28 protein-coding genes and 1 riboswitch are annotated in these 26,783 nt (G+C 74.3%); of the genes, 13 read left to right on the top strand and 15 right to left on the bottom strand.

The genetic code is table 11. From position 1 onward, the window contains the following. Position 1 precedes the first annotated feature (1 nt). The 5 genes from WA788_RS08120 to WA788_RS08100 all read right to left on the bottom strand — a co-directional run bounded on the left by WA788_RS08120 (position 2) and on the right by WA788_RS08100 (position 4,730). Positions 2-958 carry a cobalamin biosynthesis protein gene (locus WA788_RS08120; protein WP_335973273.1) on the bottom strand — a complete coding sequence of 319 codons (957 nt, stop codon included), beginning with the start codon at positions 956-958 and terminating at the stop codon, positions 2-4. A 111-nt stretch (positions 959-1,069) separates the two neighbouring features. Beyond that, a riboswitch (cobalamin riboswitch) is annotated at positions 1,070-1,201 on the bottom strand. Positions 1,202-1,310: 109 nt separating this feature from the next. Continuing rightward, entirely contained in the window at positions 1,311-2,234 is a 924-nt protein-coding gene (locus WA788_RS08115) for an SDR family oxidoreductase (protein WP_335973270.1), read from the bottom strand. Between the two features lie 15 nt (positions 2,235-2,249). Next, complete coding sequence (locus WA788_RS08110) at positions 2,250-2,996, bottom strand: SDR family oxidoreductase (RefSeq protein ID WP_335973266.1); 747 nt, start codon at positions 2,994-2,996, stop codon at positions 2,250-2,252. A gap of 196 nt (positions 2,997-3,192) precedes the next feature. Next, positions 3,193-3,405: a hypothetical protein gene (locus tag WA788_RS08105; protein WP_335973262.1), complete on the bottom strand. Its 213-nt coding sequence runs from the start codon at positions 3,403-3,405 to the stop codon at positions 3,193-3,195. 11 nt (positions 3,406-3,416) lie between these two features. After that, positions 3,417-4,730 (bottom strand): inorganic phosphate transporter, encoded by a 1,314-nt coding sequence (locus WA788_RS08100; protein ID WP_335973259.1) that lies wholly within the window; start codon positions 4,728-4,730, stop codon positions 3,417-3,419. Between the two features lie 290 nt (positions 4,731-5,020). Here WA788_RS08100 and WA788_RS08095 point away from each other — a divergent pair, with 290 nt between their 5' ends. The 3 genes from WA788_RS08095 (at position 5,021) to WA788_RS08085 (ending at position 8,792) form a co-directional block, all read left to right on the top strand. Next, the gene (locus WA788_RS08095) at positions 5,021-5,671 is read left to right on the top strand and encodes a class II aldolase/adducin family protein (protein WP_335973255.1); all 651 of its coding nucleotides are present in this window, start codon (positions 5,021-5,023) and stop codon (positions 5,669-5,671) included. Between the two features lie 502 nt (positions 5,672-6,173). Further along, positions 6,174-7,307, top strand: coding sequence for an alpha/beta hydrolase (locus WA788_RS08090; protein WP_335973251.1), 1,134 nt, complete (start codon positions 6,174-6,176; stop codon positions 7,305-7,307). A gap of 54 nt (positions 7,308-7,361) precedes the next feature. Then, positions 7,362-8,792, top strand: coding sequence for a hypothetical protein (locus WA788_RS08085; RefSeq protein ID WP_335973247.1), 1,431 nt, complete (start codon positions 7,362-7,364; stop codon positions 8,790-8,792). A 7-nt stretch (positions 8,793-8,799) separates the two neighbouring features. Here the strand turns inward: WA788_RS08085 and WA788_RS08080 are convergent, their stop codons facing one another. Continuing rightward, positions 8,800-9,204, bottom strand: a complete 405-nt coding sequence (locus WA788_RS08080) for a VOC family protein (protein ID WP_335973242.1) — start codon at positions 9,202-9,204, stop codon at positions 8,800-8,802. A gap of 319 nt (positions 9,205-9,523) precedes the next feature. Here WA788_RS08080 and WA788_RS08075 point away from each other — a divergent pair, with 319 nt between their 5' ends. From WA788_RS08075 to WA788_RS08065, 3 genes are all read left to right on the top strand, one after another. After that, the gene (locus tag WA788_RS08075; RefSeq protein WP_335973237.1) at positions 9,524-11,122 is read left to right on the top strand and encodes an ABC-F family ATP-binding cassette domain-containing protein; all 1,599 of its coding nucleotides are present in this window, start codon (positions 9,524-9,526) and stop codon (positions 11,120-11,122) included. A 423-nt stretch (positions 11,123-11,545) separates the two neighbouring features. Continuing rightward, positions 11,546-11,767 carry a helix-turn-helix domain-containing protein gene (locus tag WA788_RS08070; protein ID WP_335973233.1) on the top strand — a complete coding sequence of 74 codons (222 nt, stop codon included), beginning with the start codon at positions 11,546-11,548 and terminating at the stop codon, positions 11,765-11,767. Between the two features lie 154 nt (positions 11,768-11,921). Beyond that, a complete protein-coding gene (locus tag WA788_RS08065) occupies positions 11,922-12,713 on the top strand; it encodes an enoyl-CoA hydratase/isomerase family protein (protein WP_335973228.1) in 792 nt (263 codons plus the stop codon). A 502-nt stretch (positions 12,714-13,215) separates the two neighbouring features. Here the strand turns inward: WA788_RS08065 and WA788_RS08060 are convergent. Next, positions 13,216-13,977 carry a hypothetical protein gene (locus tag WA788_RS08060; protein WP_335973224.1) on the bottom strand — a complete coding sequence of 254 codons (762 nt, stop codon included), beginning with the start codon at positions 13,975-13,977 and terminating at the stop codon, positions 13,216-13,218. A 143-nt stretch (positions 13,978-14,120) separates the two neighbouring features. On the opposite strand from WA788_RS08060, the gene WA788_RS08055 reads away from it, so the two are divergent. From WA788_RS08055 to amaP, 5 genes are all read left to right on the top strand, one after another. Further along, complete coding sequence (locus WA788_RS08055; protein WP_335973222.1) at positions 14,121-14,618, top strand: Asp23/Gls24 family envelope stress response protein; 498 nt, start codon at positions 14,121-14,123, stop codon at positions 14,616-14,618. Positions 14,619-14,681: 63 nt separating this feature from the next. Further along, complete coding sequence (locus WA788_RS08050) at positions 14,682-14,882, top strand: hypothetical protein (RefSeq protein ID WP_335973218.1); 201 nt, start codon at positions 14,682-14,684, stop codon at positions 14,880-14,882. A 23-nt stretch (positions 14,883-14,905) separates the two neighbouring features. Beyond that, entirely contained in the window at positions 14,906-15,253 is a 348-nt protein-coding gene (locus tag WA788_RS08045; RefSeq protein WP_335973215.1) for an Asp23/Gls24 family envelope stress response protein, read from the top strand. A gap of 113 nt (positions 15,254-15,366) precedes the next feature. Further along, positions 15,367-15,996, top strand: coding sequence for a DUF6286 domain-containing protein (locus tag WA788_RS08040; protein ID WP_335974119.1), 630 nt, complete (start codon positions 15,367-15,369; stop codon positions 15,994-15,996). An 11-nt stretch (positions 15,997-16,007) separates the two neighbouring features. After that, positions 16,008-16,604 carry an alkaline shock response membrane anchor protein AmaP gene (amaP, locus tag WA788_RS08035; protein ID WP_335973210.1) on the top strand — a complete coding sequence of 199 codons (597 nt, stop codon included), beginning with the start codon at positions 16,008-16,010 and terminating at the stop codon, positions 16,602-16,604. A gap of 16 nt (positions 16,605-16,620) precedes the next feature. On the opposite strand, the gene WA788_RS08030 is transcribed toward amaP, so the two are convergent. The 3 genes from WA788_RS08030 to WA788_RS08020 all read right to left on the bottom strand — a co-directional run bounded on the left by WA788_RS08030 (position 16,621) and on the right by WA788_RS08020 (position 20,042). Next, a complete protein-coding gene (locus tag WA788_RS08030) occupies positions 16,621-18,408 on the bottom strand; it encodes a glycoside hydrolase family 15 protein (protein WP_335973205.1) in 1,788 nt (595 codons plus the stop codon). A gap of 154 nt (positions 18,409-18,562) precedes the next feature. Continuing rightward, the gene (locus tag WA788_RS08025; protein ID WP_335973202.1) at positions 18,563-18,814 is read right to left on the bottom strand and encodes a hypothetical protein; all 252 of its coding nucleotides are present in this window, start codon (positions 18,812-18,814) and stop codon (positions 18,563-18,565) included. Positions 18,815-18,920: 106 nt separating this feature from the next. Continuing rightward, the gene (locus tag WA788_RS08020; protein ID WP_335973198.1) at positions 18,921-20,042 is read right to left on the bottom strand and encodes a DEDDh family exonuclease; all 1,122 of its coding nucleotides are present in this window, start codon (positions 20,040-20,042) and stop codon (positions 18,921-18,923) included. A 227-nt stretch (positions 20,043-20,269) separates the two neighbouring features. Between WA788_RS08020 and moaA the strand changes: the two genes are divergently transcribed. Further along, the gene (gene moaA, locus WA788_RS08015; RefSeq protein WP_335973194.1) at positions 20,270-21,259 is read left to right on the top strand and encodes a GTP 3',8-cyclase MoaA; all 990 of its coding nucleotides are present in this window, start codon (positions 20,270-20,272) and stop codon (positions 21,257-21,259) included. Here the strand turns inward: moaA and WA788_RS08010 are convergent. Both WA788_RS08010 and WA788_RS08005 read right to left on the bottom strand, forming a co-directional pair. Continuing rightward, positions 21,242-21,469 (bottom strand): hypothetical protein, encoded by a 228-nt coding sequence (locus WA788_RS08010; protein ID WP_335973191.1) that lies wholly within the window; start codon positions 21,467-21,469, stop codon positions 21,242-21,244. The two genes, moaA and WA788_RS08010, sit on opposite strands and share 18 nt — an antisense overlap. Positions 21,470-21,772: 303 nt before the next feature. After that, positions 21,773-22,168, bottom strand: coding sequence for a DUF3099 domain-containing protein (locus tag WA788_RS08005; protein ID WP_335973189.1), 396 nt, complete (start codon positions 22,166-22,168; stop codon positions 21,773-21,775). Between the two features lie 245 nt (positions 22,169-22,413). Here WA788_RS08005 and WA788_RS08000 point away from each other — a divergent pair, with 245 nt between their 5' ends. Then, complete coding sequence (locus tag WA788_RS08000; protein WP_335973188.1) at positions 22,414-22,695, top strand: GlsB/YeaQ/YmgE family stress response membrane protein; 282 nt, start codon at positions 22,414-22,416, stop codon at positions 22,693-22,695. An 8-nt stretch (positions 22,696-22,703) separates the two neighbouring features. On the opposite strand, the gene WA788_RS07995 is transcribed toward WA788_RS08000, so the two are convergent. Genes WA788_RS07995 through WA788_RS07985 form a run of 3 tightly spaced genes read right to left on the bottom strand, consistent with a single transcriptional unit; the run spans position 22,704 to position 26,258 of the window. Beyond that, positions 22,704-23,276, bottom strand: coding sequence for an RNA 2'-phosphotransferase (locus WA788_RS07995; protein ID WP_335973184.1), 573 nt, complete (start codon positions 23,274-23,276; stop codon positions 22,704-22,706). 58 nt (positions 23,277-23,334) lie between these two features. Further along, positions 23,335-24,741: a metallopeptidase TldD-related protein gene (locus WA788_RS07990; RefSeq protein WP_335973179.1), complete on the bottom strand. Its 1,407-nt coding sequence runs from the start codon at positions 24,739-24,741 to the stop codon at positions 23,335-23,337. Further along, entirely contained in the window at positions 24,738-26,258 is a 1,521-nt protein-coding gene (locus WA788_RS07985; RefSeq protein ID WP_335973176.1) for a TldD/PmbA family protein, read from the bottom strand. Before WA788_RS07985 ends, WA788_RS07990 begins: the two co-directional genes overlap by 4 nt. Positions 26,259-26,783: the final 525 nt, after the last annotated feature.

The raw sequence follows: 26,783 nt of genomic DNA, 5'->3' as shown, positions 1-26,783 counted from the left end.
TTCACCGCGCACCCCTCCTGCCGGTCCGGCCGCGGGCCGCCGACAGCAGCACCGACGCGCCCAGCGCGAGCGCGCCGACCCGGCGGGACAGCCGCACCGCGCGCCCGATGTCGGCCGGCCGCGGCGGCCGGAACCCCGCGCCCAGCACCGGCCGGTGCTCGACCCGCCCCCCGTACGCCAGGGTGCCGCCCAGCCGCACCCGCAGCGCCCCCGCGAACGCGGCCTCGACCGGCCCGGCGTTGGGCGAGGGGTGCCGCGGCCCGTCCCGGCGCGCGGTGGCCAGCGCGCTGCGCGGATACGGCCCGGCCAGCGCGGCGAGCAGGGCGGTCAGCCGCGCGCCGGGGTAGCCGGCCGCGTCGTCCAGCCGGGCGGCCGCCCACCCGAAGCGCAGGTGCCGCGGGGAGCGGTGGCCGACCATCGCGTCCAGCGTGTTGGCGGCACGGAAGCCGACCAGCCCGGGCACCCCCGCGAGCCCGCCCCACACCAGGGCGCCGACCACCGCGTCCGAGGTGTTCTCCGCGACCGACTCCACCACCGCCCGCGCCAGCGCGTCGGCGTCCAGCGCGGCCGGGTCCCGCCCGCACAGGTGCGGCAGCCGGTCCCGGGCGGCGGCCAGGTCGCCCGCCTGAAGCGCCGCGCCGATCGTGCGGGCCTCCCGGGCGAGCGAAGTGCCGCCCAGCACCGACCAGGTGGCCGCCGCGGCCAGCGCCGCGCCCAGCAGCGGGCGGCGCCGGGCCGCCCGATCGGCGACGGCGGCCGCGGCCACCGCGCCGCCCACGCACAGCGCCGCGTACGCGCTGCCGGCGCCCCGGTCGTCGCGCCACATGCGCTGTTCCAGGGCGCCGGCGGCCCGCCCGAACCCGGCCACCGGGTGGCCGCGGCGCGGGTCGCCGATCAGGAGGTCGCCGAGGAAGCCGAGTGCGGCGCCGTACGCGTAGGCACGGTGGCGGCCGCTCATGCCGCGGATATCCGGGTACCGGCGGCCGCCAGGGCGGGTGCCGCCTGCGTGCAGGGCATGGCGAAGTCCTCACTCAGGGTCCGCGCCCTGGCTCGACGTGACCGGCGGTGAGAGTCTCCTGGCTCCCGGATCAACGCACTCCCGGGCCTTCCCGCCGGCGTGCGCCGGCCGTGGCCTCCAGCTTCGGGAGTGCACTCCCCGGTGACAGTGGCGGGACCGCGTCGGATTCGCACCGACTTCCTCTCCTGCCGCCGCATTGCTCCCGGCAGTTCACCACGCCCGGAGAAACCCCGTCAACCGGGCCTGCCTGCGGCTTTGCGGCCCCGCGCCGACGGGTGGGCGCGCGGCCGGCTCAGAGGGAGGCGTGCTCGGGAAGCAGCTCCTGGATGCCGATGCGGTGGTAGAACTCCGCGCGGATGCGGTCGCTGACCGCGGACACGACCTCGCTGCCGTCGCGGCTGGGGTCGATGTGGGTGCGGAACGGCCGCTCGCCCTGCGGCAGTCCGACCACCCGGACGATCTCGTCCGCGACCTCGTCCACGGTCCGCCCCGCGGGGAAGAGGTCGGTGAGCGCCTGCGCCATGGAGTCGCGCACCGCGCCGTACGCCTCGTCGTACGCGGTGTCCCGTACGGTGTCGGCCGGCCGGGCCGCGTGGGCGAAGTGGTTGGTGCCCGACGGGTAGGCTCCCGGCACCACGATGACGGTGTCGATGCCGAACCGGACCAGCTCGGCGGCGTAGCTCTCGGCCAGTGCGTCCATGCCCGCCTTCGCCGCGAAGTACGGGGCGAGGAACGGCGGGTGGCCGCCGCGGGTGGAGGACGACCCCACCCACACCAGCAGCCCCTCGCCCTGGCGGCGCAGGTGCGGCAGCGCGGCGCGGTTGACGCGCTGGGTGGACAGGACGTTGGCGTCGTAGAGCGCGGCGAGCTGTTCGGGGGTGAACGCCTCGGCCGGGCCCAGCGCCATGTGGCCGGCGTTGTGGACGACCACGTCCAGCCGGCCCTGCTCGGCGGTGACCTGCTCGATCGCCGCGTCGACGGACGCCTGGTCCTGCACGTCCATCTCGATGCCGCGCACGTCCACGCCCTCCGCCTCTGCGTACGCGGCGAGTTCGGCCACGCGGGGGGCGTTGCGGTCGGCGGTGGCGCGCATGCCCGCGTAGACGGTGTGCCCGGCCCCGGCCAGGAAGCGGGCGGCGAGGTTGCCGATGCCGCTGGAGGCGCCGGTGACGACGATGACCTTCGGACCGGTGCGGTGTGTCGTGGCTGGTGTCATGGCTGTTCCTGCCTCCTAGATGATTCCGCCGTTGGCGCGGACGGTCTGGCCGTTGATCCAGTGGCCGGCGGGGCCGGCCAGGAAGGCGGCCACCTCGGCGATGTCCTCGGGGGTGCCCAGGCGCTCCAGCGGGGGCTGGGCCGCGAGGCGGTCGACGGTCTCCTGGTCCTTGCCGGCCATGAACAGCGGTGTGGCGGTGGGCCCGGGGGCGATCGCGTTGACGGTGATGTCCCGGCCGCGCAGCTCGCGGGCGAGGATCAGGGTCAGCGCCTCGACGGCGCCCTTGCTGGCGGTGTAGGCCCCGTAGCCGGGGAACTGGAGCCCCACGACGGAGGTCGAGAGGTTCACGATGGCCCCGCCCGCGCGCAGCCGGCGGGCGGCCTGCTGGTCGACCACGAAGCTGCCGCGGATGTTGGTGCGGTGCACCGCGTCCAGCTCCGCGAGGTCCAGGTCGACGATCGGCTTCAGCCGCATCACGCCGGCGGTGTGCACGACGGCGTCCAGCCCGCCGAAGGCGGCCTCCACGGTGTCGAAGGCGGCGGCCATGGCGTGCTCGTCGGCGACGTCGCCGCCGACGGTGACGGCCCGGCCCCCGGCGCCCGTGATCTCCTCGGCGAGCGCCTCGGCGGCGGCCTTGTTGCCGGCGTAGTGGATGCCCAGGGCGTACCCGTCGCGGGCGAGCCGCCGGACGACGGCCCGGCCGATGCCACCGGACCCACCGGTGACCAGGGCGACGCGGACAGGGGTGGCGCTGGTGGACATGGCGTCCTCCTTGTTTTCGTCGATACGATCTGACGAGATCAACGATAACACAGATGGGGATCGATGATTCGGTCAGAGTGTTATCGGCGAAAACAGGAGAGGGGCCCGCGGGCGCCGGCATGCGAACAGCCCGCCGCCGGGACCCAGGTGGCGGGTCCCGGCGGCGGGCCGGGGTGACGGCGGAGGGAGGGTGCGCTCAGCCGGCTATGAGGTGGATGCCGTAGGCGACGGCGGCGGCGCAGGCCGCGAAGCACAGGTAGGCGCCGGTGCGCGTCAGGAGCGCGGTGCCCTGGGCGGACGAGGGGCGGGAGAGCCCGACGATGCCGAGCGTGAAGACCCCGACGAGGCCGACGGTGGACAGCAGTGTGACCGCGAGGACCGTGCCGAGCGCGTGCCAGTCGATGCTCATGGCGTGCCCTTTCAGACCGTGGTGGGAGCGGAGGCGGGAGGCGGGACGGGGGAGGCCGCCGGAACGGCGGGCCCGGGGGCGGGTTGCGGCTCGGCCGCGGGCTCGGAGGCGCTGTCGACCACGGTGACCGGGACGAGACGGACGGCGGGGGTGGTGGGGGCGAGGTGGACGGCCGGTGCGGCCGGGACCGGGACCGTGGCCGGGACGGGGGCCTCGGCGGCCGCGGCGTCGTTGACGTTCGCGTGCGTGACCGGCTTGCGGCGGGCCGCCGTACGGACCACCGCGCACACCGCGAGGCCGATCACGCCGACCGTGGTGACCCCCCAGGTCCCGCGGTCGGCGAGGTAGGCCGCGGCGCCGGCGACCAGCCCGGCCGCGGGAAGGGTGAGCGCCCACGCGGCGACCATGCGCCCGGCGGTGCCCCAGTGAACCACCGCCCCGCGCCGCCCGAGCCCGGCCCCGAGTACCGACCCGGAGCAGACCTGCGTCGTCGACAGCGCGAACCCCAGGTGTGAGGACGCCAGGATCGTCGCCGCGGCGCCGGTCTGCGCCGCGAACCCCTGCTGCGGCTGGATGTCGGTGATGCCGCGGCCGACGGTCCTGATGATCCGCCAGCCGCCGATGTACGTGCCCAGCGCGATCGCGGTGCCGGCCGCGCAGATGACCCACAGCGGCGGGTCGGACCCGGGCGCGAGCGAACCGCCGGCGATGAGCGTGAGGGTGATGACGCCCATCGTCTTCTGCGCGTCATTGGTGCCGTGCGCGAGGGACACGAGCCCGGCGGAGGCGATCTGCCCGACCCGGTAGCCGCGCGAGGTGGCCGCCGGATCGGCGGCGCGGCCGAGCCGGTAGGTGAGCCGGGTGGCGAGCATCGAGGCGAGGCCGGCCACGACGGGCGCGGCCACTGCCGGAATGATCACTTTCATGACGACCGCGTCCCCGTGCACGCCGTGCGCGCCGACCGAGACGAGGGTGGCGCCGATCAGTCCGCCGAAGAGCGCGTGCGAGGAGCTGGAGGGGAGCCCGGCCAGCCAGGTCACCAGGTTCCACACGATCGCGCCGACCAGTGCGGCGAAGATCATCGCGGGTCTGATGCCGGCCGACTCGTCGATGATCCCGCCGGAGATCGTCTTGGCGACCTCCACCGACAGGAAGGCGCCGACCAGGTTGAGTACGGCTGACATGCCCACCGCGACGCGGGGTCCGAGGGCCCCCGTCGAGATGGTGGTCGCCATGGCGTTGGCGGTGTCGTGGAAGCCGTTGGTGAAGTCGAAGACGAGAGCGGTGGCGATCACGAGTCCGATCAGGAGCGTGATGTGTTCCATGGGCCCAGCAATCGTTCGGTCGGGCAGTGGCGAGGTGAACGTACGGAGCATTGATGAACGGAAGGTGAACTCACGGCAGACTCGGAGTGCTGACATGAATCATCGGTGAACGCGAGGGGATCGGGAAGGGGTGCGGAGCGATCGGGAGCGGTCGGCACGACGCCCTGGCGCACTCCTGCGTGATCCCGCGGACCGGTGAAGCGAGCTGTAATCCGTGCTCTTTGGTGGTCGGTCCGCCCGTGGCACCCTCGAACCGGTATCAGCGGCACCAACGGCAGCAAGGGGTTCCCGTGCACGACGCAGCACAGCAGACCTGGTCCGACGTGGTCGACGCGGCCCGCCGCACCGTCGCGGACGGCCTCGTGGTCGGCACCTCCGGCAACGTCTCCGCCCTCGTCGGCGACGACCTCGTCCTGGTCACCCCCACCGGCGTGCCCTACCACCGGCTCGGGCCCGGCGACCTCGTCGGCGTCGACCTCGCCAGCGGGCGCCAGGTGCGCGGCGAGCTCAGACCGACCAGCGAACTCCCGCTCCACCTCGCCGTCTACCGCGGCACCCCCGCGCGGGCGGTCGTCCACACCCACGCACCGCACGCCACCGCCGTCTCCACGCTCGTCGCCGAGCTGCCCGCCGTCCACTACATGGCCGCGGAGCTCGGCGGACCCGTCCGCGTCGCCGACTACGCCCTCTACGGCACCCCCGAACTCGCCGACGCCGTCCTCCACGCCCTCCGCGGCGACCGCACCGCCTGCCTCATGCGCAACCACGGGATGATCAGTCTCGGCGACACCCTCGACCGCGCCTACGACCGCGGCGCCCAGCTCGAATGGATGTGCCGCGTCTGGCTCACCGCGACCTCCACGGGCTCCACTCCCACGACCCTCACCCCCGCGGAACTCGAAGCCGCGGCAATCAAGTTCCGTGGTTACGGCCAACCCTGACCCCCCGGGTGCCCCCGTCTCCCCGTGCCGGGACCTTCCGGCCCGTGGGTGGCTTGTCGCGCCGTTCCCCGCGCCCCTGAGCACGCCCGGGTACCCCGTGGTGCGGGCCCGCCCGGGGGTGCCCCTGTCCGACGGCTCCCGGACCTTGCGGTGAGTGGGTGGCTTGTCGCGCCGTTCCCCGCGCCCCTGGGTAGCTACCTGGTCCTACCGGAGTGACCTGACCCGGTGCAGGAGGGACGTCGGCTTGCTCCGGAAGGACCAGAAGCATTCCAGGGGCGCGGGGAACTGCGCGACCAGCCCACCACCGGCCGCAAGGTCCGGGAACCGGACAGCAGGGGCACCCCGTGCGGAGCCCCGCCGCGGAAGACCAGAAGCGTTTCCAGGGGCGCGGGGAACTGCGCGACCAGCCACCCACGGGCCGGAAGGTCCCGGCACCCCCGTGGGAGGGGGCACACGTCGGGTGCGGTGGCGCCCGCCCGGAGGGGGTAGCAGAGTGAGGGTGATGCGCTTTCGACACGCGGTGGCCGTGGCGGCCACGACAGTGGTGAGTGCCGGCGCGGCCGCATTGGCGGCGGGCCGGTACGGATCGAGGTTCGCCCTGAACCCGGGGGTGGCGGGCCCGCCACCGGGCGGGGCGGTGACGGTGCACAGCGTGACGCCGCACGAGGTCGTGCTGACCCGCACCACGGAGTCGGGCCGCCCGGGGGTGTACGGCCTGAGCGGCCCGGGCGTGCACGCGACGGTGGGCCGGGTGCTCAGGACCGACGGCCGCTCCGTGACCAGGGAACTGCTCGGCACGGGGAAGGGCACCGTGGACGCGGGCGCGTTCGTCCGGCTGACCCCGCAGGCGTACGCGGGCGACCCGCGGACCGCGTGCGGCCTGGAGTTCCACGACGTGGAGGTCGAGGGCGAACTGGGCCCGATGCCCGCCTGGTACGTACCCGGCGCCCGCTCGATCTGGGTGATCGCGGTGCACGGCGTGGGCGCCACCCGCGAGCAGGCCCTCGCGGTCCTGCCCGCCCTGCACCGCTTCCGGCTGCCGGTCCTGGTCCCGACGTACCGCAACGACGCGGGCGCCCCCGCCTCCCCGGACCGTATCGGCCACCTCGGCGCCACCGAGTGGCGCGACCTGGACGCGGCGATGCGCCACGCGGTGGCGCACGGCGCGACGGCCCTGGTGCTGTACGGCTGGTCCACCGGCGCGGCGATGGCGCTGCGGGCCCTGCGCCGCTCCCCGTCGGCCGACAAGGTCGCCGGCCTCGTCCTGGACTCGCCGGTGCTGGACTGGCGCGCCACGGTCACCGCGGCGGTCCGCGCCCGCGGCCTGCCCGCCGCCGTCACGCCGCTCGCCGTCCGCGCCGCGCAGGGCCGTACCGGCGCGCAGGGCCCCCGCTCCGCGGAGGAAACCGCAGAAACGGAAGCGGGCGGGCCGGCCGGCCTGGACGTACCGACGCTGATCGTGCACGGCCCCGACGACACCTTCGCCCCCTGGTCCGCCTCGCGCGCGCTCGCCGCCCGCTACCCCGGCAAGGCATCCCTGCACACGGTGCCCGGCGCCGCCCACACCGCGATGTGGAACGCCGACCCGGCCGCGTACGAGGAGACGCTGCGCCGCTTTCTGACCCCGCTCATGTGAGCGCGTTCACAGTCGGGTTTGGGATTCTGGGTGCTGAGCGGCGAGACTGATCAGGTGACGTCCCGTATCCCGCGAGACACTCCGCTCCGCCTCGTCCCCCGCCGGCCGCTCACCGCGGCCCGCAGGACCGCCACGACGCGCAGGTCGCGACCGGCGCGCCCCCCCGAGGGCACCCCCTCGATCCCCGAACTCGCCCACGTCGCCAGGGCCGAACTCGCCGCCGCGGTACGGCTCGCGCGGTGGGCCGGCACCGGCCCCGGCACCGCGGGGCCGACCGGGATACTGCCGGACGGCACCGTCGCCCAGGCCGCGGCCGACCTCGGGCTGACCCCCGGCCAGGTCCGCACCGCCTGGGACCGGGCCCGGCTGTCCGGCCTGATCGAGCTGCACCGCGGCACCGCCCGCCCCGGCTGGCGGCTGCGCGCCTGGGACACCGACGACACCGCGGTGCTGCGCGGCTGGGTGGCCCTGTTCGACGCCTGGTCCCTCGCCCACCCGTTCCTCGCGCCCGACACGCGGGGAGACGGTGTCGACGGTGTCGACGGTGCCGATGGTGCCGCCGGTGCCGACACCGGCGGCGCGCTGGGCGCCGACCCCGCCCTGGTCGCCGAAGTCATCGAGGCCGCACCGCAGTTGCTCTCCTTCCTGCACCTCTCGCAGGGCCCGGTGCCGCTGGACACGCTGCTGGACCTGCTGCGGCAGCGCGTCGCCGAACTGCGCACCGAGCGGCACGAACCGCCCGCCGCGGGCGACCCGCTGCCCGCCCTGCTGGACTGGGTGCTGGAAGCCGCCACCGACGTGGGCGCGCTGCGCCCGCGCGACCCGAAGCGCCCGGACGAGGCCGCGCTGACCGCGCTGGGCAGCTGGGCGGTGTGGGTCAAGCTGGAGCAGATCTGCGTGGCCGCCCAGGGCCCGGCGGGGAACATGGAGCAGTCCGCCGAGACGATGCTGCGCGCCTGCGCCCGCCTGTCCCCGGGGCCGGCCCGCGCCGAGTACCGCGCGTGGCTGGCCGCCCGCCCGGTCGCGCCGGCCGTCGCCGAGCTGCTGGAGACCGCCCGCGGCGAGGACGCGCTGCTGCGCGGGCTGGCCTTCGAGGCGCTGCGCGTGGTCGGCGACCCGGCGGAGGCGGCGGTGCGCGCGGTCGTCAACGAACCGACACTGCGCCCCTACGCGGTGCTGTGGCTGGCGGAGTTGGACGGCGGCGACCCGGACACCGCGACCGGGCTGCTGAGCCGCGAGGAGGCCACCTGGCTGTGGGTGGACACCGCCGCCGCGGTCGCCGACCACGGCGACGAGCACCTGCTCGTCAGCCACCTGGAGACGGCCGTCCAGGGCTCGGTGCCCGGGCTGCTCCAGGAGGTGCGGCGGGCCGGCCACCCCCGCACCGTGCAGGTCCTGGTCGCCCTCGCCGCCGCGCACCCCGACCCCGCGCTGGCGAAGGCGATGCGCAAGGCGGCGTTCCAGGTGCACACCGGCGAGGCGTGAACAGGCCCTACGACGATGGGAGTTCGGGCGCGTAGGTGCCGAAGCACCACAGGTTCCCCTCCGCGTCCCGGACCACGTAGTCGCGCGAACCGTAGTCCTTGTCGGTGAGCGGCGCCACGATCTTCGCGCCGGCGGCCGCCGTACGGGCGTAGTGCGCGTCGACGTCGTCGACCGCCACGTAGACCGAGGTGGGCCCCAGGTGCTGGGCGGCCTGCCCGTACGCGCCTTCGTCCGTGGCGGTGCCGAGCATCACGATGCCGTTGCCGTGGGCGAGTTCGGCGTGGGCGACGGTGCCGTCGTCGTTCTCGTACACGGCGACCTCGGTGAAGCCGAACGTGTCCTTCAGCAGCGCGATGGCGCCCTTCGCGTCCTGGTACCGCAGGGCGGGGCAGACGCTGAGCCGGCCGGTCATGGGTGGTCTCCCTTCCCGAGGGCGGCCAGTGCCCGTCACTGGCACATGTCCGAGTATGGGCGATGTGCCCGGCGGGTGCGCGCAGCCGTGGCGGCGGAGCCGGGAAAAGCGGTTGCGGGTCGGTCGTAGAATGCACCTATGGCAGTTCTGCTCCTCGATTAGCCGAGTCGACCAGCCGCGGCGCCGACCCACCGGTCACGGCGCCCGCCCCGACCGCAGTCCGCGGGCCGGCTTCCGACGCCTTCGCGCCGCCGCGCCCCCGGACCTCTCGTCCTCCGCTGCCGCCTGGCGCGGCGCCCATCGCCCTGGAGCTTCACCCGTGATCACTGCCACCGGCATCGAGTTGCGCGCCGGCGCCCGCATCCTCATCGAATCCGCCTCCTTCCGCGTCGCCAAGGGCGACCGGATCGGCCTGGTCGGCCGGAACGGCGCCGGCAAGACCACCCTCACCAAGGTGCTGGCCGGCGAGGGCCAGCCCGCCGCCGGAAGCGTCACCAACTCCGGCGAGGTCGGCTACCTCCCGCAGGACCCGCGCGCCGGCGACCTCGAGACCATCGCCAGCGACCGGGTGCTGTCCGCCCGCGGCCTGGACGTGGTGCTGCGCAAAATGCGCGAGAACGAGGAGCGGATGGCCAACGGCAAGGGCGCCACCCGCGAGAACGCGATGAAGAAATACTCGCGGCTGGAAACGGAATTCCTCACCAAGGGCGGATACGCCGCCGAGGCCGAGGCCGCCACCATCGCCGCCGCGCTCGGCCTGCCCGACCGGGTGCTCGGCCAGCCGCTGCGCACCCTGTCCGGCGGGCAGCGGCGCCGGGTCGAACTGGCCCGCATCCTGTTCTCCGACGCCGACACGCTGCTGCTCGACGAGCCCACCAACCACCTCGACGCCGACTCCATCACCTGGCTGCGGGACTACCTCAAGTCCTACCGCGGCGGATTCATCGTCATCTCCCACGACACCGACCTGATCGAGACGGTCGTCAACAAGGTCTTCTATCTCGACGCCAACCGCTCCCGTATCGACGTCTACAACATGGGCTGGAAGCTCTACCAGCAGCAGCGGGAAGCCGACGAGAAGCGGCGCCACCGCGAGCGCGCGAATGCCGAGAAGAAGGCCGCCGCGCTGAATTCGCAGGCCGACAAGATGCGCGCGAAGGCCACCAAGACCGTTGCCGCGCAGAACATGGCGCGCCGGGCGGAGAAGCTGCTGTCCGGGCTGGAAGAGGTCCGGCAGGCCGACAAGGTCGCGAAACTGCGCTTCCCCGACCCGGCGCCGTGCGGCAAGACCCCCCTGATGGCCGAAGGGCTCTCGAAGTCCTACGGCTCGCTGGAGATCTTCACCGACGTCGACCTGGCCATCGACCGCGGCTCACGCGTGGTCATCCTCGGGCTGAACGGCGCCGGCAAGACCACGCTGCTGCGGTTGCTGGCCGGGGTGGAGCAGCCCGACACCGGCGCCGTCACCCCCGGCCACGGCCTCAAGCTCGGCTACTACGCGCAGGAGCACGAGACCCTCGACCCGGACCGCACCGTGCTGGAGAACATGCGCTCCGCCGCGCCCGACACCGACCTGGTCGAGATCCGCAAGATCCTCGGTTCCTTCCTCTTCTCCGGCGACGACGTCGACAAGCCCGCCCGGGTGCTGTCCGGCGGTGAGAAGACCCGGCTGGCGCTGGCCGCGCTCGTCGTCTCCAGCGCCAACGTGCTGCTGCTCGACGAGCCCACCAACAACCTCGACCCGGCCAGCCGCGAGGAGATCCTCGGCGCGCTGCACACCTTCACCGGCGCGGTCGTGCTGGTCACCCACGACGAGGGCGCGGTCCACGCGCTCGAACCCGAGCGGATCATCATGCTGCCCGACGGGGTCGAGGACCTGTGGAGCCAGGCGTACGCCGACCTGGTCGCGCTGGCCTGAGCCCGGGGCCCTGCGGCGCCGCTCCGACGCGGTGCCGCAGGGCGGGGGAGCGGGGCCCGTACTGCGCCGTTGGGCCGGATGATCATGCTGAATCGATCATTCGGCCCATCGTTGATCCTTCATCTGTATGAGTCGGCCTCGTACCGCCGCCCTGCCCCGGCCAGCCGCCCGCCCGGCCCGCCGATCAGTGCCATGACGTCGGTGAACTCCTTACCCACCGGGCTGACCTGCCGGTATTCCCCGGGGGAAGATCTCGGCACGGGAATTACGGCCGGGAAATTGCCCGCACACCGGGTTCTGCGGGGGCTATCGGCACATTCGGTCGCCGAATGTACGGCGATCGACCTTGTCGAATGGGTGGCCAGGAACCGGGTTAGGGGTGATCATGAGAGTCCATAGCGCACTTCCCTGGAGGAGGCACGGGTGGCCGAGACTCTGAAGAAGGGCAGCCGGGTGACCGGCGCCGCGCGCGAGAAGCTCGCGGCAGACCTGAAGAAGAAGTACGACTCCGGTGCGAGCATTCGTGCCCTCGCCGAGGAGACCGGGCGTTCCTACGGGTTCGTCCACCGGATGCTCAGCGAGTCGGGCGTGGTCCTGCGCGGCCGCGGCGGTGCGACACGCGGCAAGAAGGCCGACGCGGCCTGATCACCGCGGGGAATTCCCGCGGGCGGGGGCGGAGCGGGCGCCGGACGGCGTTCACGGTCCGCCCCGGGGTGTGTACGGGCACCCGTACGACCGGCGCGCCGAGCGAGTGGTTACTCTTCGGTAATCATGTTCGCGGTCCGCTCGGAGGTGCCCGATGCCCGATGCCCACGTCCTGCTCGAACGCGACGGAGTCCGGCTCACCCTGGACGGTGCCGTCGCACACATCACCCTCTGCAACCCGGCCAAGCGCAACGTCCAGTCACCCGCCCTGTGGCGGGCCCTGGCCGAGGCGGGGCGGCTGCTGCCGGGGAGCGTACGGGTCGCGGTCCTGCGCGGCGAGGGCGTGTCCTTCTCCGCCGGGCTCGACCGGCGTGCGTTCACTCCTGAGGGCTTCGAGGGCGAACCGTCCTTCCTCGACCTCGCGCGCGGCACCGAGCAGCAGCTCGACGCGGCCATCGAGGGGTACCAGGAGGCGTTCACCTGGTGGCGGCGCACCGACCTCATCACGGTCGCCGCTGTCCAGGGGCACGCGATCGGGGCCGGCTTCCAGCTCGCCCTCGCCTGCGACCTGCGGGTCTGTGCGGACGACGTCCAGTTCGCCATGCGGGAGACCTCGCTCGGGCTCGTGCCCGACCTCACCGGGACCAAGCCGCTGGTCGAACTCGTCGGCTACGGCCGCGCCCTCGAGATCTGCGTGACCGGACGCTTCGTCCACGCGGACGAGGCCCTCCGCAGCGGCCTCGCCAACGTTGTCGTGCCCGCCCCCGAACTCGACGACACCGTCTCCGACCTCGTCGCCGCAGTACTCTCGGCGCCCCGCGACGCCGTCATCGAGACAAAGGGGTTGCTGCGCTCCGCGCTGGTCGAGGACGAGGGTGCCCAGCGCGCCGCCGAGCGTGCGGCCCAAGGCCGCAGGCTTCGTGACCTCATGACCGTCTCCGACTGACCGGACCCCCCGGGCGCCCCCGTCCCGCCCGTCCCGGGACCTTGCGGCCGGTGGGTGGCTTGTCGCGCCGTTCCCCGCGCCCCTGGAAATGCTTCTGGTCTTCCGTGGCGGGGCCCCGCACCGTCTGCCCTGTCCGGCGGTTCCCGGACCTGACGGCCGGGAAGTGGCTGGTCGCGCAGTTCCCCGCGCCCCTGGGAAAGCTTCTGCTCCTTCCGGAGCAAGCCGATGTGGTGCTGCCAGCAGTCGACATCCCTCCTGCACCGGGTCAGGGCACTCCGGCAGGACCAGAAAGCTACCCAGGGGCGCGGGGAACTGCGCGACCAGCCCACCACCGGCTGCCAGGTCCGGGAACCGTCGGACAGGGGCACCCCCGGGCGGGCCCGCACCACGGGGTACCCGGGCGTGCTCAGGGGCGCGGGGAACGGCGCGACAAGCCACCCACCGGCCGCAAGGTCCCGGGACGGGCGGGACGGGGGCACCCGGGGGGTGCGGGCCGACCCCGCTACGCGAGGTCGGTGATGAGGACCGCGGTGGAGACGGAGCCGGGGGCGCCCGGGGTGGCGGCTTGGGTGGCGGCGGCTGAGGCGGCGCGGGCGACGGTGAGGGGTCGGTAGGAGGGGGCGGCGGCGAGTTGGAGCCGTACGTAGCGGGCGGAGCCCTGGGCCGCGTCGGAGTCGTGGACGTGGACACCGGCGTGTCCGGCGAGCCGCCGGGTCACCCGGGCGACGCCCGGTACGGAGAGGACCGCGGCCTGGACGGCGGCGGCGGTGCCGGGCCGGGCGGGGGCGTCGGACGCGGACGTGGGTCCGTAGTCGTCGGCGAGTTCGGGCCGCGCGGGGGGCGCGGGGGCACCGGCCAGGGCGGTGGCGTCGTCGACCAGCCCGGTGACCGCGAGGTCGACCACCTGGACGGGCAGCCCCAGCCCGCTGTCGCCCGCGGCAGCGAACAGCGCGGTGCGCAGCCGCTCCGCCAGGACCGGCAGCGGCTCGCCGAGCGCCGCCTCGAACCGCGCCTCGATCCGCAGCGGCCGGTGCGGCACCGCGCCCACCGGGGCGGCCGGGGACACCTCGGGGCCGACCGGGCCGTCCGGCACCGGCAGGATGTTCACCCGGCCGAGCCGTACCCCGGGCAGCGCCGCGCAGACGGCCCGGAGTGCCGCCACGGCCGTCCGCTCGGTGATCCAGGCGCCGTCCTCGGGCGCGCCGAGCGGCAACAACCGCCCCAGCGCGACCTGTTCCCGTACCGTTCGGCTCAGCCGGTCCATGACCTCCACCCCTCGCTTCGACGGGCCGGCCACCCGATCGGGGGAAGGCCGGTGGCAACCCACTCGCCGCATCCCCCACGCGTGCGGGGGCATGCGCACTTAGTGTGGTGCACGGAGCAGCCGAGACGGAGGGACGACTCGCGATGAGCGACAGCGCACAGCATGGCAGCCCGGAGCCGAACAGCACGTCCTCGGCCGAGGGAAGGACGCTGGACAAGGGCGCGTCGGGCGGCCGCAAGGCGCTCGGTGACCCGGCCACCCGCGGCCGTACGACGATCGCCGACGGCGTGGTCGAGAAGATCGCCGGGCTCGCCGCCCGCGATGTGGTGGGCGTGCACGCGATGGGCACCGGCCTGTCCCGCACGTTCGGCGCCGTACGCGACCGCGTGCCCGGCGGCGGCCGGTCGGTGGCCCGCGGGGTCAAGGCCGAGGTCGGCGAGGTGCAGACGGCGCTCGACCTGGACATCGTCGTGGAGTACGGCGTGTCGATCGTCGAGGTCGCCCGCGCTGTGCGGGAGAACGTGATCACGGCGGTGGAGCGGATGACCGGCCTCGAGGTCGTCGAGGTCAATGTCGCGGTCGGCGACGTGAAGCTGCCCGACGAGGACGATGACGACGAACGCGAGCAGCGGGTCCAGTAGCGGGCCGGCTCCGGAACGGACGCAGGCGGAGGCGGTCATGGCTGAGGGGACGGAGAGCGCGGAATGAGTATGGCGGTGATCGGCCTGGCGGTGGGAATGGCGCTCGGGTTCGCCGGATGGTTCGGCGGGTTCGGGGCCTTCCTGCTGGTGGCGGCGCTCGGCGTGGTCGGGTTCGTGGCAGGCAAGTTCCTGGACGGCGACCTCGAACCGGGCGAGTTCTTCCGGACGCGTGACCGTGACCGCGACCGCGACCGGCGGCGCTGATGGCGGGAGCCCAACCCGCCAGGATGCCGCCCGCGGAGCGCGGGGCGCTGCGGATCGCGGACCGGGTGGTCGCGAAGATCGCCGCGCAGGCCGCCGGTGAGGCGCTGAGCGACGCGCCGGGTGCCGAGTTGGTGCCCGGCGACGCGCGCCCGCATGCCACGGTGTCGGTGCGCAAGGACACCGCCCGGCTGCGGCTGGCCCTCGAACTCGGCTACCCCACCGACATCGGCGCCGTATGCGGGAGCGTACGGCGCCATGTCACCGGCCGGGTCGAGGAACTGACCGGGATGGCGGTACCGGAGGTGGCGGTCGAGGTCGAGCGCCTGCACTCGGCCGCCGCCCGCCGCAAGGACGACGGGAGGGTGCAGTGAGCGACGACGGCCCGGACCCGAGGCGTTCCGCGGACGCCGGCGGCGGCAGCGGCGCCGACCCGGGCGCCGGGTACGGCGAGCGCGCGGACGACCGCCCCGAACCCACCGTCAGGCTGCCCACCCTCGACCCGGACGAGGCGGGCCCGGGCTCCGGCGCGCTCCAGTACGCCCCGGCCGCCGGTGAGCCCGGCGCGGTGCGCGTCAAGCGCTTCTGGTCCGGGCGCCGCGTCCCCGCGGCCCTGACCGCGGCCGTCTGCACCGCGCTGACCGGCCTGTTCCTCTACGACATCGCCGCGGTGCGCACCGACCGCAAGGCGATGGCCTGGCGCAAGACGCTGGCGGACGAGCTGGCCACCCGCCACCTGGACAACGTCTGGATCATCGTCGGCGCCGCGGTGGCCGCGGTGCTCGGGCTGTGGCTGCTGCTGCTCGCGGCGACCCCCGGCGAGCGCAAGGTGCTGCCGATGGCCCGCCGCGGCCCGCAGGGCGTACGGGCCGGGCTGGACCGGCACGCGGCCGAACTGGTGCTGCGCGACCGGGCGATGGAGGTCGCCGGGGTGCGCTGGTCGCGGGTGAAGGTGGGCCGCCGCAAGGTCACCGCCCGCGCCACCTCGCACTTCCGCGAACTGGACGACGTACGGCGCGACCTGGCCGGCGCGCTGGACACGGCGGTCGCGCAGCTCGGGCTGGCCAGGGAGCTCGCGATGCGCGTACACGTCCGGCGGGCCGACAAGAAGGCGTGAGGAGAGGGCGCATGCGCACCACACTCAACCGGGTCATGCTCGGGCTGCTCGGCCTGCTGCTGCTGGTGGTGGGGCTGTCGGTGCTGGTCGGCAGCCTGGACCTGGAGCGGCACTGGAACTTCACGATGCCGCACTGGTGGCCGTGGAGCGGCCCGAAGGACGTGCTGCTGAGCGACCACGACCGGACCCGCTACCGCTCCGACGGCTGGTGGTGGCCGGTGGTGATCGCGGTGCTGGCGGTGCTGCTGCTGATCGGTCTGTGGTGGCTGTTCGCCCAGGCGCGCAGCCGCCGGGTCCGGCAGATCCGGGTGGACAGTGGCGACGGTCAGGGCGCGCAGCTGCGCGGCCGGGCGGTGGAGGACGTGCTGCGCGCGGAGTCGGAGGCGTACGACGGGGTGGCGTGGTCCGGGGCGCGGCTGGTGGGCCGGCGCGGGCGGCCCTCGGCGCGGCTGGTGCTGGGCCTGGAGCCGGACGCCAACCCGCGGGAGGTCGTGGCGGGCCTGGACACCTCGGTGCTGACCCGGGCCCGCGGCTCGGCCGGGCTGGACGAGCTGCCCGCCGAGGCGCGGCTGCGCGCGGTGCGCCACCGGGCCCGGCGGGTCAGCTGACGGCGCCCGCCCGCGGTCAGGCGGTGTCGCCGGTCCGGCCGGTGAGCGTCAGCGCGCTGTTGACCAGGCCGATGTGGCTGAAGGCCTGGGGGAAGTTGCCCAGCTGGCGGCCCGCGACCGGGTCCCACTCCTCGGCGAGCAGCCCGACGTCGTTGCGCAGCGACAGCAGCTTCTCGAACAGCTCCTTCGCCTCGTCCGGCCGCCCGGTGGTGTGCAGGGCGTCCACCATCCAGAACGAGCAGGCCAGGAAGGCGCCTTCGGTGCCGGGCAGGCCGTCCACCCCGGCCGCCTCCGGGCTGTAGCGGCGGACGAAGCCGCCGAGGTCGAGTTCGGCGCGGACCGCCTCCACGGTGCCGGCCACCCGCGGGTCGTCCGGCGGCAGGAACCCGACCTGCGGGATCAGCAGCGTGGCGGCGTCCAGTTCGCGGGAGCCGTAGGACTGGGTGAAGGTGTTGCGGTCCGCGTCATAGCCCTTCGCGCACACCTCGGCGTGCACCTGGTCGCGCATCGCGCGCCACTTGTCGACGTCGCCGCGCAGCTTGGGGCGGGACTCCATGGTGCGCACCGCGCGGTCGGCCGCGACCCAGGCCATCACCTTGGAGTGCACGAAGTGCCGGCGCGGGCCGCGGACCTCCCACAGGCCCTCGTCGGGTTCGCGCCACTTGGACTCCAGGAAGTCCATCAGGGAGCGCTGGAGGTTCCAGGCGTGCGACTCGGTGGCAAGGCCCTGCTCGCCGGCGAGGAAGAGGGAGTCCATCACCTCGCCGTAGACGTCGAGTTGGAGCTGTCCGGCGGCGGCGTTGCCGATCCGGACCGGGGCCGAGCCCTGGTAGCCGGCCAGCCACGGCACTTCGTACTCCGGCAGTCGGCGCTCGCCCGCGATGCCGTACATGATCTGGAGGTCGGCCGGGTCGCCGGCGACCGCGCGCAGCAGCCAGTCGCGCCAGGCGCGGGCCTCGTCGAGGTAGCCGCCGGCGATGAGGGCGTTGAGGGTCAGGGCCGCGTCGCGCAGCCAGCAGTAGCGGTAGTCCCAGTTGCGGACGCCGCCGATCTCCTCGGGCAGCGAGGTGGTCGCCGCGGCCGCTATGCCGCCGCTGGGCGCGTAGGTCAGCGCCTTGAGGGTGATCAGGGAGCGCAGGACCGCGTCGCGCCAGGGGCCCTCGTAGCGGCACTGCGCGGACCAGGACTCCCAGTCCTTCAGGCAGGTGTCGAGGGCCGCGAACGGGTCGACCTTGCGCAGGTGCCGGGCGTGCGAGACGTTCCAGGTCAGCACGAAGCCGACGCGTTCGCCCGCGCTGACGGTGAAGTCGGCGTGGGTGCGCATGTCCTTGCCGTACATCGGCACGTTCGGGGTGCTGCGCAGCCATGCGGAGTCGGGCCCGGCGGTGGCCACGTGGTGGCCGTCGACGCGGCGCATCCAGGGCACCACGTTGCCGTAGTCGAAGCGCAGCACCAGCTCGGTGTGCATGGCGACCTCACCGGATATGCCCTCCACGACGCGGATCACGTCCGGCGCCTTGTCGCGCTGCGGCATGAAGTCGGTGACCCGCACGGTGCCGCTGGGCGTCTCCCACACGGTGTCGAGCACCAGGGTGTCGCCGCGGTAGGAGCGGCTCGCACAGTGCCCGGAGTTGACCGGGGCGATCCGCCAGCGGCCGTTGTCGCGGTCGCCGAGCAGGGCGGCGAAGCAGGCACCGGAGTCGAAGCGGGGCAGGCACAGCCAGTCGATCGAGCCGTCCCGGCCGACGAGCGCGGCGGTCTGGAGGTCGCCGATGATCGCGTAGTCCTCGATGGGTGCTGCCACGTGTCCGCCTCGCCGCCTTCTTGGGGCCGTCGCCGGCCGCCCCCGTGCTGTCCGCCGTGCAATCCCCTGACCGTACAACTCGGCGGCGGGGGTGGGGAGCGCGGGTCCGGGAAGGTGCGGGCGCGGTGGGGCGGGCGGTCGGGCGGCGCGGCGGTCAGGCGGGGGAGGGCGTGCCGACCCGGTCGACGATGCCGACCGCGCCCTCCGCGTTGGCGCAGTGCGCGCAGCAGTAGAACCGGCCGTCGACCTCCACCCCGTGGCCGACGATCTGCACGCGGCAGTGCTCGCAGATCGGTGCCAGCCGGTGGATCGCGCACTCGAAGCTGTCGAAGACGTGCACCGCGCCCTGGGCGTGCACCTCGAAGCTCAACGCGTAGTCGTTTCCGCAAACCTCGCAACGGGCCATGCCGTTCAGGGTGCGGACCGGCCGCCGGGTGGGCAACGCTCCGCGCGGCGCGGCGGCGGGTCGGGCCGCCCCTTTCACCCGTACGGCGGTGTACGGCACCCAGGCGTCAACCGTGTACACCGTCGGCGGGCCGGACGGCCTTGAGCAGTTCGGCGAAGCGCGCCTCGTCGATGATCGGGGTGCCGACCTGCCGGGCGCGGACCGCCTTGGTGGTGGGGGAGTCGGGGTCGTTGGTGACCAGCAGGCTGGTCAGGCGGCTCACGGACGACGCGACGTGCAGCCCCGCGTCGGTGGCCCGGTCCTCCAGCAGCTCGCGGTCGATGCCGGTGTCGCCGGAGAACGCCACCCGCATGCCCTGGACCAGCGGCCCGTCCGGCGCCAGCCGCCCGGGGTTCGGATACGGGCAGACCGGCCGCTTGCGGGCCGGGCGCCAGCCGGAGTTGCCGTACCCCGAGCCGTACAGGCGGCCGGCGCGCGGCGCCGCGGTCCGCTCCTCCTGGCCGGGGCGCGCCGGTGCGCCCGCGGCGTCCTTCCACTCCGTCAGCGGGCGGCAGGCGTGCAGCGGCAGCGGCAGGTCGGCGGCGGCCGCCAGGTGCAGGCTCGGCCGGAACGTCTCGGCGAGCACCCGGGCGTCGTCGAGCGCGTGGTGCGCCCGGCGCTGCTCGACCCCGTAGTGCGCGGCGAGCGTCTCCAGCTTGTGGTTGGCAAGCGGCAGCCCCAGCTCCTTGGCCAGCACGATGGTGCACAGCCGGTGCTCGACCGGTGCGGTGGTCTGCGCGCGGGCGAACTCCCGCGCCAGCATGGACCAGTCGAAGACCGCGTTGTGCGCCACCAGGACCCGCCCGGCCAGCTGCTCCGCGAGGGCGTCGGCGATCTCCGCGAAGAGCGGTGCCTTCGCCAGGGCCGCCGCGGTCAGACCGTGAATCCAGACCGGGCCGGGGTCGCGCTGCGGGTTCACCGGCGAGTACCAGTGGTCCTGCACCGTGCCGTAGGCGTCCAGCCGGTAGACGGCCGCGGACACGATCCGGTCGTTCCGGCTGAGCCCGGTGGTCTCCACGTCGACCACGGCGTAGCCCTCGGGGTAGCCGGCGGGCCACGACGCCGGTGCGGGCAGCCAGGGCGGCGGGGCCGGGGCGGGGATCGCGGCGCGGACCGCCGCCGGGGCGGTGGTCGGCGTCGGGGTCGGCCCGCCGGGAGCGGTGGGCGGCTCGGTCCGGTTGTCCAGCATGGTCATTGAGGATAAGGGCCGTCGCCGACAGCGTTTCCCACCCCATGGCCGGACCGCGGGTGATGACGGTGCCGCGCGGGCCCCCGAGCCGCCGTTCCACCAGTCCGTCGCGGCAGGCGCGGGCCGGGAGGACCTAGGGTGGGAGGTGAGCAGCGGGCCGGTGCCGTACGCGCCGGCCGCGAGCACCGGCGGACCGCCGCGCCGGTGCGGGAACGGAAGGAGGGGCCGTGCTCGTCGACACCTACGGTCGGGTCGCCACGGACCTCCGGGTCTCACTCACCGACCGCTGCAACCTGCGCTGCACCTACTGCATGCCCGAGGAGGGCCTGCGCTGGCTGGCCCGTCCCGACCTGCTCACCGACGACGAGGTGGTCCGGCTGGTCCGGGTCGCCGTCACCGAACTCGGCGTCACCGACGTGCGGTTCACCGGCGGCGAGCCGCTGCTGCGCCCGGGCCTGGCCGGCATCGTGGCCCGCTGCGCCGCACTGGAGCCGCGCCCCCGGCTGTCGCTGACCACCAACGGGATCGGGCTGGGCCGCACCGCCGGCGCACTGCGCGCCGCGGGCCTGGACCGGGTCAACGTGTCGCTGGACACCCTGCGGCCCGACACCTTCCGCGCCCTGACCCGCCGGGACCGGCACCGCGACGTGCTCGACGGGCTGGCCGCCGCCCGCGCCGCCGGGCTCACCCCGGTCAAGGTTAACGCCGTCCTGATGCGCGGGGTCAATGACGACGAGGCGCCCGATCTGCTCGCATGGGCCCTGGCCGAGGGCTACGAACTGCGGTTCATCGAGCAGATGCCGCTGGACGCGCAGCACGGCTGGCAGCGCTCCGGCATGGTCACCGCCGAGGAGATCCTGACCGCGCTGCGCACCCGCTTCGCGCTCACCGCCGAGGGCGAGCCGGCCCGCGGCCACGCGCCGGCCGAACGCTGGCTGGTGGACGGCGGCCCGGCCCGGGTCGGGGTGATCGCCTCGGTGACGCGGCCGTTCTGCCGTGCCTGCGACCGTACCCGGCTGACCGCCGACGGCCAGGTGCGCACCTGCCTGTTCGCCCGCGAGGAGTCCGACCTGCGCGGGGCGCTGCGCTCGGGCGCCGGGGACGCCGAGATCGCCGAGCGGTGGCGGACGGCGACGTGGGGCAAGAAGGCGGGCTCGGGCCTGGACGACCCGGCGTTCCTCCAGCCGGACCGGCCGATGTCAGCCATCGGCGGCTGACCGGGCCTCCCACTCCGTCAGCGCCACCACGTCCTTGAGGAAGCCCCGCACCCCGAGGAACTGGGACAGGTGCTCGCGGTGCTCCTCGCACGCCAGCCAGGTCTTGCGCCGCTCCGGGGTGTGCAGTTTCGGGTTGTTCCAGGCCAGCACCCACACGGCAGCCGCCCGGCAGCCCTTCGCCGAGCAGGTCGGCGGCATCTCGTCGCTCATGGCACCCAGTAAACAGGGCGGCCGCGGAGCACCGGACCCGGCCGCCTCGGACGCGGCTTCGGGCGGCATCGGACGCGGCGGTTTCGAACACGGCGGCCGCGCACATGGCGACGCCGGGCAGCCACGGGGGGAGCCGCCCGGCGTCGGTCCATCGCTCCGACGGGGGATACGGAGCGCGTACCGCAGTATGGCACGCGCTCCGCCGCTCGTGGAGGGGGAACAGGACGATTGATCTGAGCTTTTCTTGAGCTTTCCCGGCCCACCGCCATTGGTCTGGACCGGTCGCTGTTCGAAAGGGCGCGGTCAGTCCGCGTCCGGCTGCTTTCCGAACGCGTCTCCGCCCGTGTCCCCGCCCGCGTCCCCGGGCCGGGCCGGGGCGGCCTCCGCGCCCGGCACCACCTCCGACGGCTCCAGGGCCGGCCGGGACAGCGGCGGCACATAGGACGACGGCAGGTCCGGCGCGTTCTCCCGCCCGCCGTTGGCGAAGACCACGGCCACGTACGGCAGCAGCAGGCCCACGACGAGCGTCGCCCACGCCAGCGGCCGTTCGACGTTCCACAGCACCACCGTCAGGACCACCGAGACGGTGCGGATCGACATCGAGATGATGTAGCGCCGCTGGCGCCCGCGTACGTCGTCGGTGAGCCCGGCCCGTGCCCCGGTGATCCGGAAGACCTCAGGACCGCCCTGCTTCCCCATCCCGCTCCACCGCCTGCTCCACGCACCGGGCCGTGCCGATCACGGGTCACGACACCTGCTCACCGGTGGCACCACGGTACGCCGCCGGGGCGCCGCACAGCAGAGCGGGGCGGCCTGCCGCGCGCCGTGCCGCTGCTGCGCCGCACGCGGTAGGGCGCTGCCCGACATGCGGCGTAGGCCGTCCGGGCGGAGACTGGCGGGACATCTGCCGGGCGCACGCGGCCCGGCCGGAGGAGGCGAGCGGCATGGGTTGGTTGTGGGCGATCATCGTCGGCCTGGTGCTCGGTCTGATCGCCAAAGCGATCATCCCCGGCAAGCAGAGCCTGCCGCTGTGGCTCACCGTGATCTGCGGTATCGGCGGCAGCGCGCTAGGCAACGGCGTGTCCCGGTGGCTCGGCGTCCGCCACACCAGCGGCTTCGACTGGACCCGGCACCTGCTGCAACTCGTCGGCGCCATCGTGCTGGTGGCGATCGGCGACGCCCTGTGGGCCGGGCGCAGGCGCCGCCGCGACGCGGCGCGGAGGTGACCGCCGGCTCAGCGGCGGCCCGGCCCGCCCTGCGGCGCCTGCCGCAGCCACCGCGGCGGCACCGCGTCGGTGAGCCACACCCCGTTGTCGCTGACCCGGAACGCGTGCCCGGCGGCCGCCATCCCCGCCGCGTCCACCACCAGCACCACCGGGCGGCCGTGCCGGGCGCCCACCCGTAGCGCTGTCCCGGGGGCCGCGGACAGGTGCACGTCCTGCCGGGACATCGGCCGCAGGCCCTCCTGCCGGATCAGCGGCCACGCCGCGGCCGCGGTGCCGTGGTAGAGCACGTCCGGGGGAGCGGTGGCGGGCAGGCCCAGCTCCACCGGGACCGAGTGGCCCTGGCTGGCGCGTATCCGGCGGCCGTCTAGGGAGTAGGCGAACCGGCGCTTGTTGTTCGTGGCGACCACGTGGTCCAGGTCCGCGCGGGAGATGCGGCGGCCGTGGGCGGCGCACGCGGCGAGCAGTTCGTCGACCCCCACCCAGCCGGCCTCGTCGAGGGTGACGCCCACGGCCTGCGGGTTGTGCCGCAGCACCAGCGACAGGAACTTCGACACCTTGACCGTCTGCTTCTCGTCGAGCACGTTCCCGCCCCTGTTCCGGCCGTCGCCTCGGCCCGCGCGTGTTCCGCCGCCCGGCCGCTCAGACGCCCTGGCTGACCGAACTCATGTTGAAGTCGGGAATCCGCAGCGCCGGGGTGGCGGCACGGGTGAAGTAGTCGCCCCACTCGCGGGGCAGGGTGCGCTCGGTGCGGCCAGCCTCGGTGGCGCGGCCCAGCAGGTCGACCGGCGACTCGTTGAACCGGAAGTTGTTCACCTCGCCGGTCACCTCGCCGCCCTCCACCAGGTACACCCCGTCCCGGGTCAGGCCGGTCAGCAGCAGCGTCGCCGGGTCCACCTCGCGGATGTACCACAGGCAGGTCAGCAGCAGACCGCGTTCGGTGCCGGCCACCATCTCCTCCAGGGAGCGGGTGCCGCCGCCGTCCAGCACCAGGTTGTCCACCATCGGCGCCAGCGGCACCCCGGTCAGCTCCGCGGTGTGCCGGCTGGTGAGCAGCTGGTTGAGGGTGCCCTCGCGCACCCAGTCCACCGGGCCGAGCGGCAGCCCGTTGTCGAAGACCGACGAGTCGTCGTCCGAGGCGTGCGCGATGACGAACGGCGCCGCCTCCAGGCCCGGTTCGGCCGGGTCGCTGCGCAGCGTCAGCGGCAGCGCGGCGACCTTGTCGCCGATCCGGGTGCCGCCGCCGGGGCGGGAGAAGACCGTACGGCCCTCGGCCGCGTCGCGGGCCCCGGACGACCAGAGCTGGTAGATCAGCAGGTCCGCGACCGCGGTGGGCGGCAGCAGCGTCTCGTAGCGCCCCGCGGGCAGTTCGACCCTGCGCTCCGCCCAGGCCAGCCGCCGGGCCAGCTCGGCGTCCAGCGCCAGCGGGTCGACATCCCCGAAGTCGCGGGTGGCGCGGCCGGCCCACGCCGAACGGGTCCGGTCCGGGGACTTCGCGTTCACCTCGAGGGTGCCGGAGGGCTGGTCGTGGCGCAGCCGCAGCCCGGTGGAGCTGCCCAGGTAGGTGGACGTCACATAGTGGTGGGCGAAGCCGTACAGCTCCCGGCCGCCGGCCGCGGCGGCGCCGAACGCCTCGCCGAGCGCGGGCGCGAACGCCGCGAACACCTCGGAGGAGGTCTCCGCGGGCGGCGCGGTGAAGTCCGCCGACGGGGCGCGGCCGGGCACCAGCGGCCGGGCGTCCTCCGCGGGCCCCGCCGCCCGCGCCGCCGCCTCCGCGGCCCGTACCAGCGGCTCCAGCTCGTCGGCGGTCACCGCGCTGCGCGAGACCGTGCCGGAGGCGGTGCCCTCGGCGCCGTCGACCGTGGCGATCACCGTGAGGGTGCGGCCGCGGGTCACGCCGTTGGTGGTCAGGGAGTTGGCCGCCCAGCGCAGGTTGGCGCTGGACTGCTCGTCGGCGATCACCACGCAGCCGTCGGCCCGGGACAGCTCCAGGGCGCGCTCCACGATCTCGTGCGGCGTGGTCGCCGCGCTGCTGACAGTGCCGCTCATCGGCCGGCCTCCTGCGTGGTGTTGAGAATGCTGACGCCCTCGAAGAGGGCCGACGGGCAGCCGTGGCTGACCGCCGCGACCTGGCCCGGCTGGGCCTTGCCGCAGTTGAAGGCGCCGCCGAGCACATAGGTCTGCGGGCCGCCGACCGCGGCCATGGAGCCCCAGAAGTCGGTGGTGGTGGCCTGGTAGGCGACGTCCTTGAGCTGCCCGGCGAGCCTGCCGTGCTCGATCAGGAAGAAGCGCTGCCCGGTGAACTGGAAGTTGTAGCGCTGCATGTCGATGGACCAGGAGCGGTCGCCGACCACGTAGATCCCGCGGTCGACGGAGCCGATCAGCTCCTCGGTGGACGGGCCGCCGGGCGCCGGTTGGAGCGACACGTTCGCCATGCGCTGCACCGGCACATGGCCGGGGGAGTCGGCGAAGGCGCAGCCGTTGGACCGCTCGAAGCCGGTGAGCTTCGCGATCCGGCGGTCGAGCTGGTAGCCGACCAGGACGCCGTCGCGTACCAGGTCCCAGGACTGGGCGGCCACGCCCTCGTCGTCGAACCCGACGGTGGCCAGGCCGTGTTCGGCGGTGCGGTCCCCGGTGACGTTCATGTGCGCGGAGCCGTACTTCAGGGTGCCGAGCTGGTCGAAGGTGGCGAAGGAGGTGCCCGCGTACGCCGCTTCGTAGCCGAGCGCGCGGTCCAGTTCGGTGGCGTGGCCGACCGACTCGTGGATGGTCAGCCACAGGTTCGACGGGTCGACCACCAGGTCGTAGCGGCCGGCGCGCACCGAGGGGGCGCGCATCTTCTCGGCCAGCAGCTCCGGCAGCGCCGCCAGTTCGCCGGACCAGTCCCAGGTGCCGCCGGTCAGGTACTCCCAGCCGCGGCCGGCCGGCGGGGCCAGGGTGCGCATCGAGTCGAAGTCGCCGCCCGGGTCGACGGAGACCGCCGTCAGCGTCGGATGCAGCCGGACCCGCTGCTGGATCGTGCTGGTGCCGGCGGTGTCGGCGTAGAACTTGTTCTCCTGGACGGTCATCAGCGACGCGTCCACATGGGAGACGCCGTCCGCGGCCAGCAGCCCCGCACTCCACTGTGCGAGCAGCCCGGTCTTCTCCTCGTCGGGCACGTCGAAGGGGTTGACCTCATAGGACGACACCCAGGTGCGGTCCGCGTGCACCGGCTCGGCGGCCAGTTCGACCCGCTCGGGCGAGCCGGCGGCCGCGATCACCCTCGCCGACAGCTTCGCCATCGCGACGGCCTGCGCGGCGACCTTCGCCGCGCCGTCCATCGTCAGGTCGACGCCGGCGGCGAAGCCCCACGCCCCGCCGTGCACCACGCGGACGGCGTACCCCAGGTCCGTGACGTCCGAGGAGCCGGCCGGGCGGGCGTCCCGCAGCCGCCACGCCGCGCTGCGCACCCGCTCCAGCCGGAAGTCCGCGTGCTCGGCCCCCAGCGCACGCGCTCTGGCCAGCGCGGCATCGGCCAGCGCGCGCAACGGCAACGCCACGAACGACCCATCCACCTCATGCGGCACGACGACTTCCCTTCCTTCGCGTGCCCGCAGTGAACCACGCCCCGCCCGCCGCATGCGCCGGATTCGCCCACACCACGGCCGCGCCCCCGACCGGCCCGCCCCCAACTCCCGGCGGCGGCACGTGAGAAGGGGTGTCGCGGCAAAACCGCGGATGTTCATGACCCGGGCGCGGATGATCGGGTTCCGGAATAACGTCGCGGGCATCACGAGAGCGCGCGGAATCCGCAATGCCGGAAAACAGCCGCGGCCGTCCGGGATTTGCCGACCGCTTTCGAGTCAGGCGCCGCGCGGATGCTTCGGGCCGGAGACTTCCACATGCCGGGACGCCTTCACAAGTTCGGGCCGCCGGTACCCCTCTCGCGCACCTGCCGCGGCGTCAGGAAGGGCGGAAAGCGGCCTGTGTCCTGGCAGTTCAGAGGATGGCGGTCCCATATGCGCGGAATCCACCCATGGATGGGCTGATTGCGGGCAATGTCCGTCAGGGGAGAGGGTCCGTCGAGATATCCGACATCAAGATGCGGATTT

The sequence above is a fragment of the Streptomyces sp. CA2R106 genome, assembly GCF_037034245.1.
Classification (GTDB): domain Bacteria; phylum Actinomycetota; class Actinomycetes; order Streptomycetales; family Streptomycetaceae; genus Actinacidiphila.
This window is presented reverse-complemented; position numbering and strand designations above follow the sequence as displayed.